The following is an 18,652-nucleotide window of genomic DNA, read 5'->3' on the forward strand; positions in this document are numbered from 1 at the left end:
GTCTGACTCCACAAGCACCCACACGAATTGCTTGATTCAGTTGTTAAAGAGCGGTTGGTTAAGATCTTTCGTCTCAACCGAGGCGCGCATTCTACAGCAGCCTCTGTTGCTGTCAAGCGGTTATTTTCCGAAGTTTTCAAAGTTTCCTTTGCAACTTCAACCACTTGCGCTTTCGATCTCTCGTCAGCGGGAGGCGAATTCTACAGCGTTACACGCTGCTGTCAACACCTCTTTTTCAACTCCCTTTCGGCTTCGATGACCTGAAGCAACTCACTGTCGAAAACTGCGTAACTCGTTGTTTGCCAAGGAGTTTTCCGTTTCGACTGCGCCGGAAGTGGGGCGAATTATAGACATCTGGAATCTGCCGTCAAGCACTGATTTTGCCTTTCTCTTCCAACCCCTAAAATTACTGCCTATATAGACGAAAACTGATGCAGCGCCTGGCTAGCAAGACGCTAGTCGAAAAAGGGCTTTGCTAACGGGAATGACCGCACCCCACCACACCCCGACCGGGATCAAGTGAAGGCATCGAATACTTGAGGAATCAAAGAGAATGGTGTCCCAGGGCAGGTTCGAACTGCCAACCTTCCCCTTAGGAGGGGGATGCTCTATCCAATTGAGCTACTGAGACATACGTTGCCAGCCAGAAAGGCAAAACAATAGACGGCGTGCATGTTAACGGCCAGCCCCGCGTTTGTCATGTCGTCCGTTACGCTATTAAGTGTAGGCAGACGCCCTACTACCCACACGATCGCGATTATCGTGCAAATTGCACGCCCTGAAAAAGCTGTCATTGCAAAATGCAACGCCAGGCGTTCAGCCACACAGCTTAACTTATTGTTTTTCAAGCAAATAATAGCCGGTAAACTCTTGGCACAAGGGCTGCTTCTGCTGGTTTGAAAGAACAACAGAGGCCTGCTCTGATGAATAACGCCCTTTTACTCGCAAACGCGATTGCACTGGCGATTTTGCTGGGCTTTCATTTTGCCCCCGAGCACGGAGCAGAGCCGGTCGCCCAACGCATGCCCCATTATCTCCAGCTACAAAGAGCCCCTCAGCTGGCAGTTATGAATGATCAGCACGCTTTTGTCAGTCATGATGACCAGTCACCGTCACCTCAAACATCAGAACGCCTGGTATTTTGATACATCTCATTAGGAGCGCAGCATGTCCAAATCAGCCGCTGGATTTTTTGTACTCGCCTTACTGTGCGGCATTGTTCACCTATCCATGGACAAGGAAGCGATTAGCACCCTCCCCCTAATCGCTTGCTGCGTATTCGGTGGGTTATTCGTACTAGCGCTAATCGCAGGCCGCAGGATCAAATTCGACCCGGTACTACGCTGACCCGCAGCCACTTCAACAGATTACCAACCGTTTCAGCGAGATCACCCGAGTTGTCGAGTCGGTAAACCTTCATACCCTCGATTGAAGCATCTGCCGTGAACAAATCATTGCGAAGAAGCCTTGCCTCAATCTCCGCATGATTTTCCCGCCCTCGTAACTCAAGACGTTTTCGCAGTACGTCATTTTCGACCGACAACAGCACCGCCAGCAGATCGTGATATCGAGCTACTGCCTCCGCAAAATGCCCTCGTGAGCCGTTGACCAGCACATGCCTGCCTTCTTTCAGCCAGGAGTCAATTTCAATTGGAATGCCATAACCAAGTCCATTAGCGCGCCATGACAGAGCAAAGCCCCCCTCACGCTCGCGCTGCTCGAATTCCTCCCTGGAGATACCAATAGCATCCTCGCCCACTGCCTCGGCCGACCGGGTGATAACTCTGCGCACAACGACGCAATTAAGCACTTCCAATTGTCCTCTAGCGGCGTCGATAAGACTGTCCTTGCCGGATCCGGAAGGCCCCATCAAAAAAATCAGCTTGCCATCCATCCTGAATCCGCCCTCCACCCAACATCCGCCCCTAGTAAATCGGCCATTTGCCACTATCCTGTTGTAGAGGCAGGGAACATTGGTCGAATCCGCATAGCATGCACCTTCATGTCTGCACAGGCAGCACCTGTTGGGGCGAGCGATGCGATCAGCGATACGGACCAAGGCAAGGTTTTCAAACCAGTCCGCATTTCTGATAATTGGTGCTGGCATAACGCCTTTATCCAGTTCAATATTTGTCACAGAATTGACGCCAATGATCTGGCTACTTTGAGGCATGATGCGAGCCTCTATCAATTCAGGTTGAACATTTGGCCAGAGCGCTTGTCCTATCAGACATCCTGCGGCCAATCCCGAGAACCGCTCCCCTGAACTAACCGGTTAAATATATGCGCCCATTGAAACAGGCAATTTATTCCAGCCGTACGGCTGACAAGTTCGTCGTACGTCTGCCAGACGGAATGCGTGAACGCATTGCCGAGGTGGCTCGCAATCATCATCGCAGCATGAACTCCGAAATCATCGCGCGCCTTGAACAGAGCCTGATTCAAGAAGGCGCACTGGGAGAAGAGCTGAGCATGCGCCTGGACAGCCCTGAACTGTCATTGCACGAACGAGAATTACTGCAACGCTTCCGCCAACTTTCCCATCGTCAGCAAAACGCTCTTGTTTCGCTGATTGCCCATGACGCCGAAATGGCCGCAGACCCGACCTGATTCACGCGACATCCCAAGCCAGCTTAATCGCTGGCTTTTTTTTGCCTGAAATTCGGGCAAAAAAAACCCGCCGATTGGCGGGTTTCGATAAAAACAGATCAAAGCAGAAAGATAGTCGCCAACCCGAGGAATATGAAAAAACCACCACTGTCGGTCATGGCGGTGATCATCACACTGGCGCCCATTGCAGGATCACGGCCAAGGCGCGCCAAGGTCATAGGAATCAGAACCCCCATCAACGCCGCAAGCAGAAGGTTGAGCGTCATGGCGGCGGTCATCACCACCCCCAGAGACCAGCTACCGTAAAGCAGGTAGGCAACGACACCGATCACCCCACCCCATACCAGGCCATTTATAAGACCTACCGCCAGCTCCTTACGCATCAAGCGTGACGTATTACCCGTGCTTACCTGGTCCAGCGCCATCGCCCGAACGATCATGGTAATGGTCTGGTTACCCGAGTTGCCGCCAATCCCCGCCACTATCGGCATCAATGCCGCGAGCGCCACCAACTTCTCGATAGAGCCCTCAAACAGGCCAATCACTCGCGACGCGATAAACGCAGTAATCAGGTTTACCGCCAGCCAGGCCCAGCGGTTGCGCAGGGACTTCCAGACTGAAGCGAAAATGTCCTCTTCTTCCCGCAGACCCGCCATGTTGAGAACTTCGTTTTCGCTCTCTTCACGAATCAGGTCGACCATTTCATCGATGGTCAGACGGCCGATCAACTTGCCGTTTTTGTCGACCACAGGGGCCGAGATCAAGTCATAACGCTCGAACGCCTGAGCAGCGTCATAGGCATCCTCATCCGGGTGAAAACTCACCGGATCGCTTGCCATGACTTCCGAAACCTGTTTTTCCGGATCATTGACCAGCAAACGCTTGATCGGCAAAACGCCCTTGAGCACGCCGTCGTAATCGACCACAAATAATTTGTCAGTATGACCGGGCAATTCTTTCAAGCGACGCAGATAACGCAGTACCACTTCAAGGCTGACATCCTCGCGGATCGTCACCATCTCGAAGTCCATCAGCGCACCGACCTGCTCCTCGTCATAAGACAGGGCAGAACGCACGCGCTCACGCTGCTGACCATCGAGGGTTTCCATCAACTCGTGGACAACGTCTCGCGGCAGCTCAGAGGCCAGGTCAGCGAGTTCGTCGGCATCCATGTCCTTGGCCGCAGCCAGGAGCTCGTGATCGTCCATGTCGGCGATCAGCGTTTCACGAACCGAGTCAGATACTTCGAGAAGAATATCGCCGTCGCGATCAGCCTTGACCAACTGCCAGAGCGTCAGACGGTCATCCAGCGGGAGGGCTTCAAGGATATAGGCGACGTCGGCAGAGTGCAGGTCATCGAGCTTGCGTTGCAGCTCGACGAGGTTTTGCCGGTGAACCAGGTTCTCGACCCGGTCGTGATGCGGACCTTCCTGGCGATGAGTCAGGTCTTCGACCACCCGCTGACGCTGCAACAGCTCAATCACTTGAGCGAGGCGGTCCTGCAGGCTTTCTTGCGTTTTCTTTACTTCAACTTCAGACATAGGCGAACTCCACTCCCAGCAGCGGGGCACGCCGGAAGGATCAATCAGTCAATTCATGATTGGAAAAACGGGGTACTGAGTAACTACTGGGTAAGTCCATGGAGGTATTCCACAAGCCCCGGCGGGGCTGACGGGCGCAATGATACACCGGCTAGCGTTTTTTAATGTTAAAAAATCGTGGCTGAAACAAGCGGTTGCAAGACAAACCTGAGCCCTGTCCTGATCCATGAAAATGCGACGACTCATCCTGAAAAGAAAACACACCGCAGTCGAAAAATGTACGCGCTACTCTTCGGATGAACCGTCATGGAGGACGCCGAATGCCATCGAAGACACCTTTCATTTTGCTGATAGCCCTGCTCTGCTCGCCATCCTGGGCGCTTGCCACGACCATCCAACGATGCGAAGCGATCGACGGGCGCGTTAGGTTCACCACGCTGGGCTGCTCCACCGGAGAAAGCCTTTCGCTTCAGGAGGTGCGCACGCTCACACCAGGCACTACGACAGCCCTGATTCCGGAAGCCGACATTCGTGGCACATCAGCCACGAAAACCAAAAGGCGAGAGCCGACTGTGGTCGGTCAGAGCGAGGACAAATGCGGAAACCTGATCAGCGCCCGGGAACGCCGCGAAGCCATCATCAATCAACGCATAGTCGCCGGCATGAGCCAGCAGGACGTCGAGAGCGCTTTGGGCAAGCCAGACAAGATCAGTATTCGCAATTCGGCCACGAGCTATCGATACGACACCAAGCGAGGTCGTAGTGCACAGGTCGAGTTCGATGAGAGAGGATGCACGAAAGGAAACGCCAAATCCCAGACGGCAAAAAGCCCGCATTAAATGCGGGCTTTTTGGTATTTGGTGCACTCGACAGGATTCGAACCTGTGACCGCTCGGTTCGTAGCCGAGTACTCTATCCAGCTGAGCTACGAGTGCATTTTGTGTTTTTAAACCAGACCACAACTGGCTGAAGCAAAGTCGCTCGCATCACTGCAAACAACTCTTAAATGGTGCACTCGACAGGATTCGAACCTGTGACCGCTCGGTTCGTAGCCGAGTACTCTATCCAGCTGAGCTACGAGTGCATTTGTTGCCGCGCATTATAGGCCGTCTAATCTCTATGTCAAACACTTTTTCTAGTAATTTCAACAACTTACCGAAGAAGCCAGATTACAACGTACTACGCAAATAATGGCGGAGAACGGGGGATTCGAACCCCCGACACCCTTGTGAGGTGTACTCCCTTAGCAGGGGAGCGCCTTCGGCCACTCGGCCAGCTCTCCGCAACACGGGGCGTATCTTAACCAACCTTTTCCCCGTTTGCAAACATAAAAAACGATAAAAATTAATGGCTTGGTTCTTCGTCCTTCTCTTTCTTTATACGCAGGTAGATTTCCTCACGATGCACAGCCACCTCTTTCGGGGCGTTGACACCGATACGCACTTGATTTCCTTTGACGCCGAGCACGGTCACAGTGATTTCGCCATCACCAATAATCAGGCTTTCTGCGCACCGACGAGTCAGAATCAGCATACCTTTCTCCTCACGCATTTCATTTCAGGGACAACAGTCTGCAAAAAAAAGGCACTCGACCTACAACCCGAGCGGTCGTAGCCCTACATGCCTGAGTATTGACCAGCGCGAGCAAAAGAACAGTTCCTGGGTCGCGCCATTCAAAAAAACAAAAGGCGCGGTCAGACCGCGCCTTTTGGCAAACGCATCACTCGCCCTGACGGGCCGGCGCGTCCAGTTCGAAAGCTGTGTGCAGGGAGCGCACAGCCAGTTCCAGGTACTTCTCTTCGATCACTACGGAGACTTTGATTTCCGAAGTCGAGATCATCTGGATGTTGATGCTTTCCTTCGCCAGTGCTTCGAACATGCGGCTGGCAACGCCTGCGTGGGAGCGCATGCCAACACCGACGATCGACACCTTGGCGATCTTGGTGTCCCCGATGACTTCACGGGCTCCAATCTCGGCAGCGGTCTTTTCCAGCACGGTTTGCGCCGCCTGGTAGTCGTTGCGGTGCACGGTGAAGGTGAAGTCGGTGGTGTTATCGTGCGCAACGTTCTGCACGATCATGTCGACTTCGATGTTCGCGGCGCTGATCGGGCCGAGAATCTTGAATGCAACGCCCGGGGTGTCTGGCACGCCACGGATGGTCAGCTTGGCCTCATCGCGGTTGAAAGCGATGCCGGAAATGATCGGCTGTTCCATGGTTTCCTCTTCATCAATAGTAATGAGGGTGCCCGGACCCTCCTTGAAGCTGTGCAGTACGCGCAGCGGAACGTTGTACTTGCCGGCGAATTCCACCGCACGGATCTGCAACACCTTGGAACCGAGGCTGGCCATTTCCAGCATCTCTTCAAAGGTAATCTTGTCCAGGCGCTGGGCCACGGAGACAACGCGCGGGTCGGTGGTGTAGACACCGTCGACGTCGGTGTAGATCTGGCATTCGTCAGCCTTCAGGGCTGCCGCCAGCGCCACACCGGTGGTGTCGGAACCGCCACGACCAAGCGTGGTGATGTTGCCGTGCTCGTCGACGCCCTGGAAGCCGGCGACAACCACTACGCGACCGGCTTTCAGGTCACCGCGAATCTTCTGGTCATCAATCTGCAAGATACGCGCTTTATTGTGCGCGCTGTCCGTCAGGATCCGCACCTGATTGCCGGTGTAGGACACCGCTGGCACGCCGCGCTTGATCAGCGCCATGGCCAACAGTGCAATCGTCACCTGCTCACCGGTGGAGACAATCACGTCCAGCTCACGCGGAACCGGTTGGTCGTCGCCACTGATTTTCTTGGCCAGATCGATCAGACGGTTGGTTTCGCCGCTCATTGCAGACAGCACAACCACCAGGTCATCGCCGGCTTCGCGGAATTTCTTAACCTTGTCGGCGACCTGCTCGATTCTCTCGACAGTGCCGACCGAGGTGCCTCCAAATTTCTGTACGATCAAAGCCATTTCAAAGCCGCCTCTGCCCATGAAGGGCGCCCAAATAATCACTCAAACAGCATGCCGGCCCGCCACTAGACTGCGGGCCGCCAACACTGCCTTATAAACCCTGCTCTACAAACGGAACGGTCAGCGCCAGTGCCGCATCCAGTGCGCCGGCGTCGGTACCGCCGCCCTGCGCCATGTCTGGACGACCACCGCCCTTCCCGCCCACTGCCGCAGCGGCTTGTTTCATCAAATCACCGGCTTTGAGTTGGCCAGTCAGGTCTTTGGTTACGCCTGCAACCAGAACGACCTTTTCCTCATGGACACTGCCGAGCAGGATCACTGCGCGGCCGAGTTTGTTTTTCAGCTGATCGACCAGCGCCAGCAGCGCCTTGCCATCCTGACCGTCCAGACGCACGGCCAGCACTTTCACGCCTTTGACATCCACCGCGGAAGCCGACAGATCGTCGCCCGCCGCGCTGGCAGCCTTGGCCTGCAACTGCTCGAGTTGCTTTTCCAGCAGACGGTTGCGCTCCAGCACAGCCGACAGCTTGTCGATCAGGTTGTCGCGGCTGCCCTTGACCAGGTTGGCCGCTTCCTTGAGTTGTTCTTCGGCAGCGTTCAAGTATGCCAGCGCAGCAGCGCCGGTGACCGCTTCGATACGACGAACGCCAGAGGCCACACCGCCTTCGCTGATGATTTTCAGCAGGCCGATGTCGCCGGTACGGTTGGCGTGGATGCCACCGCACAGCTCGACGGAGAAATCACCGCCCATGCTCAGTACGCGTACGTTGTCGCCATATTTCTCGCCGAACAGCGCCATGGCGCCTTTTTGCTTGGCAGTTTCGATGTCGGTTTCTTCGGTTTCAACGGCGGAGTTCTTGCGAATCTCGGCGTTGACGATGTCTTCCAGCGCTTTCAACTGCTCAGGCTTGATCGCTTCGAAGTGGCTGAAGTCAAAGCGCAGGCGCTGACTGTCAACCAACGAGCCTTTCTGCTGAACGTGGTCGCCCAGCACCTGGCGCAATGCAGCGTGCAGCAAATGCGTTGCCGAGTGGTTCAGCGAGGTCGCGTGACGCACGTCAGCTTCAACGTGGGCTTCAACTGGCGAACCGATGGTCAGGCTGCCCGACGCCAACACGCCGTGGTGCAGGAACGCGCCGCCGGTCTTGGTGGTGTCACGGACGTCGAAACGTGCAGAACCCGCCTGCAGATAACCGCAGTCGCCGATCTGGCCGCCGGATTCAGCGTAGAAAGGCGTCTGGTTCAAGATGACCACGCCCTCTTCGCCTTCACTCAATACGTCAACCGATTGCCCGTCTTTATAGAGCGCCACGATTTTCGCCGAACCGCTGGTCGCCTGGTAACCGGTGAATTCAGTAGCCACATCAACCTTGACCAGGCTGTTGTAGTCCATGCCGAAGGAGCTGGCGGAACGGGCACGGACGCGCTGGGCTTCCATTTCGCGCTCGAAGCCTTCTTCGTCGATGGTCAGGCTGCGCTCGCGAGCGATGTCGCCGGTCAGGTCCATCGGGAAACCGTAGGTGTCGTAGAGTTTGAACACCACGTCGCCCGGTACCACGTCACCTTTGAGCTCGGCCAGATCCTGCTCGAGGATCTTCAGGCCCTGTTCCAGGGTCTTGGCGAACTGCTCTTCTTCGGCCTTGAGGACGCGCTCAATGTGCGCCTGCTGGGATTTCAGCTCAGGGAAGGCTTCGCCCATCTCGGCGACCAAGGCCCCAACGATCTGATAGAAGAAGCTGCCCTTGGCGCCCAGTTTGTTGCCGTGACGGCAAGCGCGGCGGATGATCCGGCGCAGCACGTAGCCGCGACCTTCGTTGGACGGCAACACGCCGTCGGCAATCAGGAAGCCGCAAGAACGAATGTGGTCTGCCACGACTTTCAGGGAAGCCTGAGCGTCGTTGGTGCAACCGATGGCCTTGGCCGATGCGCTCAGCAGGCTCTGGAACAGGTCGATTTCATAGTTCGAGTGAACGTGCTGCAGCACGGCACTGATCCGCTCCAGGCCCATGCCGGTGTCGACCGACGGTGCTGGCAGCGGGTGCAACACGCCATCGGCGGTGCGGTTGAACTGCATGAACACGTTGTTCCAGATTTCGATGTAGCGGTCGCCGTCTTCTTCCGGCGAGCCCGGTGGGCCACCCCAGATGTCGGCGCCGTGATCGTAGAAAATCTCGGTGCAAGGACCGCACGGGCCGGTATCGCCCATGGTCCAGAAGTTGTCGGAGGCGTATGGCGCACCTTTGTTGTCGCCAATGCGTACCATGCGCTCGGCCGGAACCCCGATTTCCTTGGTCCAGATGTCGTACGCCTCGTCATCGCTGGCGTAGACGGTGACCCAGAGCTTTTCTTTCGGCAGGTTCAGCCACTGCTCGGAGGTCAGGAAGTTCCAGGCGTAAGTGATCGCGTCACGCTTGAAGTAATCGCCGAAGCTGAAGTTACCCAGCATTTCGAAGAAGGTGTGGTGACGAGCGGTATAACCGACGTTTTCCAGGTCGTTGTGCTTGCCACCGGCGCGCACGCATTTCTGGCTGCTGACGGCGCGGGTGTACGCGCGCTTTTCCTGGCCCAGGAAGCAGTCCTTGAACTGGTTCATCCCCGCGTTAGTGAACAGCAGGGTTGGGTCGTTGCCCGGAATCAAAGAGCTGGAGGCTACACGGGTGTGGCCTTGCTCTTCGAAGAAGCGAAGGAAGGCTTCACGGATTTCTGCGCTTTTCATTAGGTTCTTCCACGGAGGCTGCGGCCAAAGGCCTGTGCGAAACGTCAACAGACGAAGCGACGGCAAAGGGCCGCATTATATCGGCCCTGCGCGCGGGGTACAGCGTGTTTATACGATAGAAACGGTCAATTGGACCGCTAACGTTATCAGTTACGAGAAAACTCGACGAATGTCGCGACGACTTGCTCGATTTGCGCACGACTGACGTCCATGTGCGTGACCATGCGCAAGCGTGCGGCGGCGCTCAACTTGATCCCGCGCTCAGCGGCGAAGGCCTTGATAGCCTCGGCCCGGTCGCCCATCGCCACGTACACCATGTTGGTTTGCACGGGCTCGACGTCAAAACCCGCCGCGCGCAAGCCTTCGGCCAGAAGCTGGGCATTGGCATGGTCGTCGGCCAGGCGTTGGACGTTGTTGTCCAGGGCATACAAACCCGCCGCCGCCAGAATACCGGCCTGACGCATGCCGCCGCCGACCATTTTGCGCAGGCGTCGCGCCTTGCCGATCAACTCCACGGAACCACAGAGTACCGACCCGATAGGCGCGCCCAACCCTTTGGACAGGCAGACCGATACGGAATCGAAATGCTGAGTGATTTCACGCGCATCGACACCCAGCTTGACGGCGGCGTTATACAGCCGCGCGCCGTCCAGGTGCAGTTGCAACCCGTGTTCGCGGGTAAAACTGCGTGCCTTGGCCAGATATTCCAGCGGCAGCACCTTGCCCTGCATGGTGTTTTCCAACGCCAGCAGGCGGGTGCGGGCGAAGTGGAAGTCGTCCGGTTTGATGGCGGCGGCGACCTGCGCCAGGTCCAGCGACCCATCGGCTTGCACTTCCAGCGGTTGAGGCTGGATCGAACCGAGCACCGCCGCACCGCCACCTTCGTACTTATAGGTGTGGGCCTGCTGACCGACGATGTACTCCTCACCGCGTTCGCAGTGGGCCATCAATCCCAGCAGATTGCTCATGGTGCCCGTCGGGACAAAGAGCGCAGCAGCAAAACCCAGCCGTTGCGCCAGCTCGTCTTCCAGGTGATTGACCGTCGGATCCTCGCCGTAAACGTCATCACCGGTGGCCGCCTTGGCCATTGCGTCGAGCATCCCGGCGGAGGGTTGGGTGACGGTGTCGCTGCGAAGATCGATAACGCTCATGAATCTGGCCTCGGTATGCAGGGGGAAATCCCTTTCAGGTAGGAATTACTGCGGTCACGAGGACGAATAATCAACCCTTGGGCAAGGAAATTGCTGATAAAGACGTCGGAAAACTCGATATCAATCATCAAAAAGCAGCGATGCGCCGCTCGGAAATATGTGTTAAAAACGCTGCGCCGCCAGACAATCTGTCGGCAAAACGTTCTCAGGGCGGGGCGCAACTCCCCACCGGCGGTAATTGCGCGCAATGCGCATAGCCCGCGAGCGCTTGGCGGCAGCACGGCAACAGTCGTGCAGCGCGGCAAGGTCAGCAGACCCGGTGTGATCCCGGGGCCGACGGTCATAGTCCGGATGAAGAGAGAACGGGATTGGCACAAAAGGGCCGTCCGCAGGCACTCGTGCGAGCGTGCGTACCCTTAAATCCCATTCGATTCATATGCCCTGTTTTATACATAAACAGGAATCAGAACATGCAACCCACCGCAATCGATAGCAAAAGCAAAAACCATCAGGGCGAGCGCGTTGCGTTCATCCAGGCCTGCTGGCACAAAGAAATCGTCGATCAAAGCCGTAAGGGCTTTCTTGCCGAAATGATTGCCCAGGGTTATCAGGAATCCGATATCGACTTCTTCGAAGTCGGCGGTGCCTTTGAAATGCCCTTGCACGCCAAGTTGTTGGCCAAGACCGGCCGTTATGCCGGTATCGTTGCAGCAGCCCTGGTGGTGGACGGCGGCATCTACCGTCACGATTTCGTCGCCCAGTCTGTGGTCAGCGGCCTGATGCAGGTTCAACTGGAAACCGAAGTGCCGGTGTTTTCGGTGTCCCTGACCCCGCACCACTTCCATGCCGGTGAAGAACATCAAAAGTTCTTCTTCGAGCATTTCTTGCACAAAGGCCAGGAAGCAGCGAAGACTTGCGCGGATACGCTGCACAAGATTCGTGCGTTGCGTCGCACCGAGCCGCGTGCGATAGCCGTCTAAGCACCGAAGCCCACTACTGTAGGAGCGAGCTTGCTCCGGGCGGCGCTCCGACGATGGTCGTCAACGATTATGCGGGAAGCCTGGCTCCCCGCGGCGTTCTCAGGTTCATCGCGAGCGAGCTCGCTCCTACAGGGGGGATATGTGTGGTGCTCAGGCCAGGTTTTCGTCGGTGGCCGGCACGATCAGGATGCCGGCGCGCAGGCCGTTCTTGACTTTTGGGTTCGGGAAGATAATGCGCGCGCCCTCTTCCTCGATGATCCAGCGGGTCTGGGCGATGTCCTCGGCCAGCAGATAACCCACTTCCAACTCCGAAAAGTTCTCGATGTCCGCCGGCAGGTTCAGGCGGAAGCTATCGCTGTGCTTGATGATTTCCCGTGCCACGCTGAACAGCTGCAGACCGTCCAGCGCCTCTTCAGTCAACTCAGGCTCATTGCCTTCGATGATCTGTTTGAGACGGGTTTCCAGCAGTTCGACATTGACCCCGGCGTTCTGTCCGAATGGCCGAGCCTTGCCCAACTCCAGGGTGAAGGACTCAGCGCCCAGTTTGTCGTACGTGTAGGAGCTGAACACAATCGACGGTTTGTTCTGCAACAGCACCGCTTCCATACCGGCGGCACGCAGGCGCGCCAGTTCCTGACGGGAATGCTGACGACCTTCTTTCCAGGGATACAGTGCGAATTGCTCGATCTTCGATCCGCGAATCGCTGTGTGCAGGTCGTAGTGCAGGCGCTCGCGGTCCGGCAGGCTGAAGAAACTCGCCGCCAGCCGCTCCAGCTCACAAGCACGCAGCGCTTCTGAACCACTGCTTTGTTCGTGGCGGCCGTTGAACAGCCGATTGACGTCTTGTTCGACGAAACGCTCGCCGCGACGAATGGCGTCGGGGTTGCCGAACAGGAAAAGAATACGGGCGCGCGGCTTGAGGTCGCCGCGAGCGATGTCATGCAACAGGCGATCGAGCAGTTCGATCGGCGCTGTTTCGTTGCCATGGATACCGGCCGACAGCAGCAGGTCCAGGCCATTGTCGCGAGCTTCAGGTGGCCGGACTTCCAGCGCACCTTCGCTCAACCAGCGCATCCGCACGCCTTCGACAGTCAGTTGAGTCTTCTCCGCCGGTTCACGGCCGGCGAGGGTCAGTTCAAGCAGTTTGCCGAGGGCGAGCATAGAGCGGTTTCCTTAGTGGTCGTGTGCGCAATCCGGGCCGTGCACGTGGTCTTCGTCGCCGACTTCAGCCGGTTCCATTTCCAGTTGCAGACTTACCAGATTAGTTGCCAATGGGCGCAATAGCAGGTTGGCGTATTCCGCATCACCTTCTTCGACGTCCACGCCGATCAGCAATTGGCCACGGCCGTCATGCTGAATCCACAGCTCTTTGCCTTGCCAAATGACGGCGACGCGGGTGCAGGAAGTTTCCAGTTGCGTGCCGTCGGTGTCTTCAAGGATCAGCTGCAGGGTATCGCTCATGTTTTTACGCTCTCGACGTTCAATTGATCTGGAAAGGATAAACCGCGCCCAGTTTAAGGATTTGCGTCAGTTCATCCAGTGCCGTCCGGCACTCAAGCAGCAATTGCGGGTCCGCGAGATCGTTTTCGGTCATGCGGTCGCGGTAGTGCTTGTCGACCCATTCGGTCAGCGTGCCGTACAACGGTGCGGTCATGATAACCCCTGGGTTGACGGCCGCCAGTTCGGTTTCATTCAAAGCGACGCGCAAGCGCAGGCACGCTGGCCCACCGCCGTTCTGCATGCTCTGTTTCAGATCGAACACCTTGACTTCGCGAATCAGGCCGCCCGAGCTGGTCAGGCCTTGCAGGTATTGCCAGACACGCTCATTGCCACGGCACTCTTCCGGCACGATCAACAGCATCGAACCGTCAGGACGGGTCAGCAATTGGCTGTTGAACAGGTAGGAACGAACGGCGTCTTCGACGGTGACTGCCGAACGGGGTACGCAGACCGACTGAAACTTGCCACCGACCTTGGCGAGCTTGGCTTGCAGTTCGGCCAGCATCTGCTCGGTGTCGAGGAACGCGTCCTCGTGATAGAACAGCACCTCGCCATTACCCACCGCGATCACGTCATTGTGGAACACGCCCTGATCGATCACCGACGGATTCTGCTGAGCGTAGACAACGCCGTCATCGCTCAAGCCATGCAGGCGAGCAACGGCTTGCGAGGCTTCAAGGGTCTGACGCGCCGGGTACTTCTGCGGGGCCGGGTAGCGGGTATCGAACGCACTGCGACCGAACACGAAAAACTCGACGCCAGCCTCGCCGTACTCACGGCAGAACCGGGTGTGGTTGGCCGCGCCTTCATCACCGAACTGCGCCACGGCCGGCAAAGCCGCGTGGTGAGCGAAGTGTTTCTGGTCGGCGAACATGGCCCCGAGCACGCGACTGGTGGTCGGGTGTTCGATGCTGCGGTGGTATTTGCAGTTGAGGTTGGCGGCGGTGAAATGCACGCGACCGTCGGCGGTGTCAGCGCTCGGGCTGACCGTGGCGGCGTTGGCCACCCACATGCTCGACGCCGAGCAACTGGCAACCAGCAATGGCATTGCGTCTTTGGCGGCTTGTTCGATCACTTGCGCATCGGTGCCGCTGAAACCCAGGCGACGCAGGGCGGCGACGTCAGGGCGTTCCTGTGGGGCGAGAACGCCTTGCTGAAAGCCCATTTCCATCAGCGCTTTCATTTTTGCCAGGCCTTGCAGCGCGGCTTCCTTCGGGTTCGAGGATTGCTGGCTGTTGCTCTGGGAGGCGACGTTGCCGTAGGACAAGCCGCCGTAGTTATGGGTCGGCCCCACTAGACCGTCAAAATTGACTTCATAGGATTTCATCAGCGAGGCTCCACGAGAATCTGTTGTTATAGGCATCAGTAACTGTTCAGTAAGACCGAGTCGCGACTATCGCCAGCAGGCTGGCTCCCACAGTGATTGCGTCGTACACAAAATGTGTGAGCGCCACCGAACCTGTGGGAGCCAGCCTGCTGGCGATGGGCATCACGCCATTTTCACGCCGGGCGTGAGGGCCGCTGGCAAGGTCAGGCTCGGGGTTTCCAGCGAGGCCACTGGGTACGCGCAATAATCTGCGGCGTAGTAGGCGCTGGCGCGGTGGTTGCCCGAGGCCCCGACGCCGCCGAACGGAGCACTGCTCGCTGCACCGGTCAGCTGCTTGTTCCAGTTGACGATACCGGCACGGCTTTCCAGCCAGAACTGCTGATAACGCGCTTCGGAATCCGACAGCAGGCCGGCCGCCAGGCCGTAATCGGTGTCGTTGGCTTCGGCGATGGCCGCTTCAAAATCAGCGTAGCGGATCACCTGCAGCAGCGGACCGAACAGTTCCTCGTCTGGACGATCGGCCACCGCGGTCACGTCCAGGATGCCAGGGGTCAACAAGGCCGCTTGCGCCTGGGGTTGAGTCATTTCCAGCAGCGCAACCGCGCCGTTGGCCAGCAAATGTTCCTGTGCGTCCATCAAGGCCTTGGCAGCACCGAGGGAAATCACCGAGCCCATGAACGGCGCCGGTTGCTGGTCGAAAGCGCCGACCTCGATGGTCGAGCTGACCGCCACCAGGCGTGCCAGCAGCGTGTCGCCCCAGGCACCTTGCGGCACCAGCAAGCGCCGCGCGCAAGTGCAACGCTGACCGGCAGAAATGAACGCCGACTGGATGATGGTGTAAACGGCGGCATCAAGATCCGCCACCTCATCGACCACCAGCGGGTTATTGCCACCCATCTCCAGCGCCAGGATCTTGTCTGGACGACCGGCGAATTGCTGGTGCAGATGATTGCCGGTGCGGCTGGAGCCGGTGAAGAACAATCCGTCGATACCAGGGTTCGCCGCCAGGGCGATACCGGTTTCGCGAGCGCCTTGCAGCAGGTTCAGTACGCCGGCTGGCAAACCAGCTTCGATCCAGCACTTGACCGTCAGCTCGGCGACTTTCGGGGTCAGTTCGCTTGGCTTGAACAGCACGCTGTTACCGGCCAGCAGCGCCGGCACGATGTGACCGTTCGGCAAGTGACCCGGGAAATTGTAAGGACCGAATACCGCCACCACACCGTGGGGCTTATGGCGCAGTACGGCGGTAGCGTCGCCCAGCGGGCCGCTCTTCTCGCCGGTGCGTTCGCGGTAGCTCTGCACGGAAATCGCGATCTTGTTGACCATGCTGGTGACTTCGGTCGCGGATTCCCACAGCGGCTTGCCGGTTTCCTCACCGATGCAGCGAGCCAGTTCGTCAGCGTGATTTTTCAGCGCGGCGGCAAAAGCCTCCAACACGCTGATGCGCTCGTCCAGGGTACGACGGGCCCAGCCCGGGAATGCCTGACGCGCCGCTTGCACGGCCGATTCAACTTGAGCGGCGGTGGCGCCTTGTCCGGTCCACAGCACTTGCTGGCTCACCGGGTTCAGCGACTGGAACGCCTCACCCTGGCCGGCCAGCCATTCACCTGCGATGTATAGCGAATTCATTATTTCGACTCCCGAGCAGCAGACAACGGAACGGCGCGCACTTGATCACCGGCGTTGAGTTGAAGACGTTTGGCGGTCAGCGGGTCAACCACCAAAGTACCGGCGGCGAAACGGGCGGGTGCAGCAGTCATCCGGCAGTCTTCGCGCTTGCGGTTGTGAATCAGGAATGGCGTGGCGTCGTCACCCGGCGTGCCGATGGCCAGCACCAGTGCCTGGCTGTCGCGGACCGCGCGGATCTTGCTGGTTTCGCACTCGACTGCCGGCCCGGCGTCGAAGATGTCGACGTAGCCTTGATAGCTGAACCCTTCGCTCTTGAGCATGGCCAGCGCCGGTTCGGTGTCCGGGTGAACCTGGCCGATGACGTTGCGTGCGTCCGGCGACAGGAAGCAGGTGTACAGCGGGAATTTCGGCATCAGTTCGGCGATGAACGCCTTGTTGCCAACGCCCGTCAGGTAGTCGGCCTGGCTGAATTCCATCTTGAAGAAGTGCCGACCGAGGCTTTCCCAGAATGGCGAACGCCCGGCTTCGTCGGACACGCCACGCATTTCGGCGATGATCTTGTTGCCGAACAGCTGCGGGAACTCGGCGATGAACAGCATCCGCGCCTTGGCCAGCATGCGACCGTTGAGGCCGCTGCGGTAATCGGCGTGCAGGAACAACGAGCACAATTCAGAGTTGCCGGTCAGGTCGTTGGCCAGGAACAGCGTCGGAATCTCGCGGTAGATGTTCAGCTCTTGCGAGGCGCTGACGGTCAGGCCGACCCGGAAGTTGTACCAAGGCTCACGCAAGCCAACAGCACCGGCAATGGCAGAAATGCCCACCACACGGCCATTGTCGTCTTCGAGCACGAACAGGTAGTCCGCATCGCCCCGCCCGGCTTCGCCGCGAAAGGTCTTCTCGGCCCAGCCGACTCGATGGGCCAAGCGCTCTTCGTTGGCCGGCAAGGTGGTCAGGCCGGTGCCGGTGCTGCGGGCCAGGTCGATCAGAGCGGGTAAATCGCTGCTGCGTACGGGACGAACGATCATGCTATCTCCTCAAACGGGCCGCTTGCGCCACCCGCGAAACTCTCTGCTTTCAGGCAATAAAAGCAGTGGTTAAACCGCTACCAGGCGCACGCTCGCACCTTCACCGACGCCCAGGGCTTCGGCCGCTTCCAGGTCCAGGGTCACGGGTTTGCCCGGCGCGTAATCGAGCTCGAGCAACACGGCGCGGTAATCCTGCAACTGGGCATTGGCCACCAGGTACTGACGACCGACGCCTTTGACCGCGTCGCCGATTTTCACCGGCACCACACGGCTTTGCGCGATCGAGCGGATCCCCGAGACGCGGGCGTGCAAGGTCGGGCCGCCGTCGAAGATGTCGATGTAGTGATCGGTCTCGAAGCCTTCGCGCATCAGGATGTCGAACGTGATCTGCGCGCGCGGATGCACCTGGCCCATCGCTTCTTGAGCAGAGTCCGGCAGCAGTGGCACGTAGATCGGGTAATGCGGCATCAGCTCCGCCAGGAAGGTCCGGCTTTTCAGGCCGCACAAGCGCTCGGCTTCGGCGTAGTTGAGGTCGAAGAAGTTGCGACCGATGGCATCCCAGAACGGCGAGTCGCCATTTTCATCGCTGTACCCGACGATCTCGGTCACCACGGAATCGGCAAAGCGCTCCGGATGGCTGGCCACGAACAACAGGCGACCACGGGAGTTGAGTTCCGCCCAAGGCGAACCCACCAGCTCGCGCTGCACATAGAAGCTGGTCAGCAAGCTGTTGCCGGTCAGGTCGTGGCACTGGGAGAGCACGTGAATCTTGTTATGAATCTTCAGCTCGCGGGAGGCGTGCACGAAGGTTTCATTACGGAAGCTGTAGAACGGCTCCGAATAACCGGCTGACGCAACAATGGCCGAGCAACCGGCCAGTTTGCCGGTGGCGGTGTCTTCGAGGACGAAGAAATAGCTCTCTTCGCCGTTGAAGCTGACTTCGGCGGCGAACGAGGCTTCGCTCGCGGCGATCTTGTCGCTCAGGCGTTCAACGTCATCCGGCAAGGAAGTGACACCAATCGGGCTGTCCGCAGCCAGACGCTGTACCTCGCCCAGATCAGCCATTTGCGCGGGGCGCATCACCAGCATGGTGTCACTCCTTTCTAAAACTCTTTGAGGAAAATAAGCCGGGCCCTTGTAGGAGCGAGCTTGCTCGCGATGGTGGGTCAGTCACATTGGTGTCGACTGACACTCCATCGCGAGCAAGCTCG

17 protein-coding genes, 4 tRNA genes and 1 riboswitch are annotated in these 18,652 nt (G+C 58.1%); of the genes, 5 read left to right on the forward strand and 16 right to left on the reverse strand.

Features of this window, described 5'->3' with window-relative positions:
* Nucleotides 1-554 precede the first annotated feature (554 nt).
* Nucleotides 555-631, reverse strand: a tRNA-Arg gene (locus EJA72_RS18230).
* Nucleotides 632-923: 292 nt separating this feature from the next.
* Here EJA72_RS18230 and EJA72_RS18235 point away from each other — a divergent pair.
* Both EJA72_RS18235 and EJA72_RS18240 read left to right on the forward strand, forming a co-directional pair.
* Complete coding sequence (locus EJA72_RS18235) at nt 924-1,145, forward strand: hypothetical protein (protein ID WP_157712807.1); 222 nt, start codon at nt 924-926, stop codon at nt 1,143-1,145.
* A gap of 22 nt (nt 1,146-1,167) precedes the next feature.
* Entirely contained in the window at nt 1,168-1,347 is a 180-nt protein-coding gene (locus EJA72_RS18240; protein ID WP_157712808.1) for a PA3371 family protein, read from the forward strand.
* Here EJA72_RS18240 and phnN read toward each other — a convergent pair.
* Nucleotides 1,322-1,894 (reverse strand): phosphonate metabolism protein/1,5-bisphosphokinase (PRPP-forming) PhnN, encoded by a 573-nt coding sequence (phnN, locus tag EJA72_RS18245; protein ID WP_157712821.1) that lies wholly within the window; start codon nt 1,892-1,894, stop codon nt 1,322-1,324. The two genes, EJA72_RS18240 and phnN, sit on opposite strands and share 26 nt — an antisense overlap.
* Nucleotides 1,895-2,283: 389 nt before the next feature.
* Here phnN and EJA72_RS18250 point away from each other — a divergent pair, with 389 nt between their 5' ends.
* Nucleotides 2,284-2,610 (forward strand): Arc family DNA-binding protein, encoded by a 327-nt coding sequence (locus tag EJA72_RS18250; RefSeq protein ID WP_157712809.1) that lies wholly within the window; start codon nt 2,284-2,286, stop codon nt 2,608-2,610.
* A 98-nt stretch (nt 2,611-2,708) separates the two neighbouring features.
* On the opposite strand, the gene mgtE is transcribed toward EJA72_RS18250, so the two are convergent.
* Nucleotides 2,709-4,151 (reverse strand): magnesium transporter, encoded by a 1,443-nt coding sequence (gene mgtE / locus EJA72_RS18255; RefSeq protein WP_157712810.1) that lies wholly within the window; start codon nt 4,149-4,151, stop codon nt 2,709-2,711.
* Nucleotides 4,152-4,471: 320 nt separating this feature from the next.
* Here mgtE and EJA72_RS18260 point away from each other — a divergent pair, with 320 nt between their 5' ends.
* Complete coding sequence (locus EJA72_RS18260) at nt 4,472-4,990, forward strand: cell envelope protein SmpA (protein WP_157712811.1); 519 nt, start codon at nt 4,472-4,474, stop codon at nt 4,988-4,990.
* 19 nt (nt 4,991-5,009) lie between these two features.
* Here the strand turns inward: EJA72_RS18260 and EJA72_RS18265 are convergent.
* From EJA72_RS18265 to ltaE, 7 genes are all read right to left on the reverse strand, one after another.
* Nucleotides 5,010-5,086, reverse strand: a tRNA-Arg gene (locus EJA72_RS18265).
* Between the two features lie 72 nt (nt 5,087-5,158).
* Nucleotides 5,159-5,235, reverse strand: a tRNA-Arg gene (locus EJA72_RS18270).
* Nucleotides 5,236-5,342: 107 nt separating this feature from the next.
* Nucleotides 5,343-5,433: transfer RNA gene (locus tag EJA72_RS18275), tRNA-Ser, on the reverse strand.
* Nucleotides 5,434-5,495: 62 nt separating this feature from the next.
* Nucleotides 5,496-5,684 carry a carbon storage regulator CsrA gene (csrA, locus tag EJA72_RS18280; RefSeq protein ID WP_002554426.1) on the reverse strand — a complete coding sequence of 63 codons (189 nt, stop codon included), beginning with the start codon at nt 5,682-5,684 and terminating at the stop codon, nt 5,496-5,498.
* 187 nt (nt 5,685-5,871) lie between these two features.
* Complete coding sequence (locus EJA72_RS18285; protein WP_157712812.1) at nt 5,872-7,113, reverse strand: aspartate kinase; 1,242 nt, start codon at nt 7,111-7,113, stop codon at nt 5,872-5,874.
* Between the two features lie 91 nt (nt 7,114-7,204).
* Nucleotides 7,205-9,829 carry an alanine--tRNA ligase gene (alaS, locus tag EJA72_RS18290; RefSeq protein ID WP_157712813.1) on the reverse strand — a complete coding sequence of 875 codons (2,625 nt, stop codon included), beginning with the start codon at nt 9,827-9,829 and terminating at the stop codon, nt 7,205-7,207.
* A 146-nt stretch (nt 9,830-9,975) separates the two neighbouring features.
* A complete protein-coding gene (gene ltaE / locus EJA72_RS18295) occupies nt 9,976-10,980 on the reverse strand; it encodes a low-specificity L-threonine aldolase (RefSeq protein WP_157712814.1) in 1,005 nt (334 codons plus the stop codon).
* A 197-nt stretch (nt 10,981-11,177) separates the two neighbouring features.
* Nucleotides 11,178-11,348: riboswitch (FMN riboswitch) on the forward strand.
* A gap of 102 nt (nt 11,349-11,450) precedes the next feature.
* On the opposite strand from ltaE, the gene EJA72_RS18300 reads away from it, so the two are divergent.
* Nucleotides 11,451-11,960 (forward strand): 6,7-dimethyl-8-ribityllumazine synthase, encoded by a 510-nt coding sequence (locus EJA72_RS18300; protein ID WP_157712815.1) that lies wholly within the window; start codon nt 11,451-11,453, stop codon nt 11,958-11,960.
* A 150-nt stretch (nt 11,961-12,110) separates the two neighbouring features.
* On the opposite strand, the gene astE is transcribed toward EJA72_RS18300, so the two are convergent.
* From astE to aruF, 6 genes are all read right to left on the reverse strand, one after another.
* A complete protein-coding gene (gene astE, locus EJA72_RS18305) occupies nt 12,111-13,121 on the reverse strand; it encodes a succinylglutamate desuccinylase (RefSeq protein ID WP_157712816.1) in 1,011 nt (336 codons plus the stop codon).
* A gap of 12 nt (nt 13,122-13,133) precedes the next feature.
* The gene (locus EJA72_RS18310) at nt 13,134-13,421 is read right to left on the reverse strand and encodes a hypothetical protein (RefSeq protein WP_008033108.1); all 288 of its coding nucleotides are present in this window, start codon (nt 13,419-13,421) and stop codon (nt 13,134-13,136) included.
* Nucleotides 13,422-13,440: 19 nt separating this feature from the next.
* Nucleotides 13,441-14,787 (reverse strand): N-succinylarginine dihydrolase, encoded by a 1,347-nt coding sequence (gene astB, locus EJA72_RS18315; protein WP_157712817.1) that lies wholly within the window; start codon nt 14,785-14,787, stop codon nt 13,441-13,443.
* Between the two features lie 162 nt (nt 14,788-14,949).
* The gene (gene astD / locus EJA72_RS18320; protein ID WP_178129427.1) at nt 14,950-16,419 is read right to left on the reverse strand and encodes a succinylglutamate-semialdehyde dehydrogenase; all 1,470 of its coding nucleotides are present in this window, start codon (nt 16,417-16,419) and stop codon (nt 14,950-14,952) included.
* On the reverse strand, nt 16,416-17,441 hold the full coding sequence (gene astA, locus EJA72_RS18325; protein ID WP_157712819.1) for an arginine N-succinyltransferase: 1,026 nt from the start codon (nt 17,439-17,441) through the stop codon (nt 16,416-16,418). The genes astD and astA overlap by 4 nt, the downstream gene beginning before the upstream one ends.
* A gap of 69 nt (nt 17,442-17,510) precedes the next feature.
* A complete protein-coding gene (aruF, locus tag EJA72_RS18330; RefSeq protein WP_157712820.1) occupies nt 17,511-18,530 on the reverse strand; it encodes an arginine/ornithine succinyltransferase subunit alpha in 1,020 nt (339 codons plus the stop codon).
* Nucleotides 18,531-18,652: the final 122 nt, after the last annotated feature.

The sequence above is a fragment of the Pseudomonas sp. PB120 genome, assembly GCF_009761815.1.
Classification (GTDB): Bacteria; Pseudomonadota; Gammaproteobacteria; order Pseudomonadales; family Pseudomonadaceae; genus Aquipseudomonas.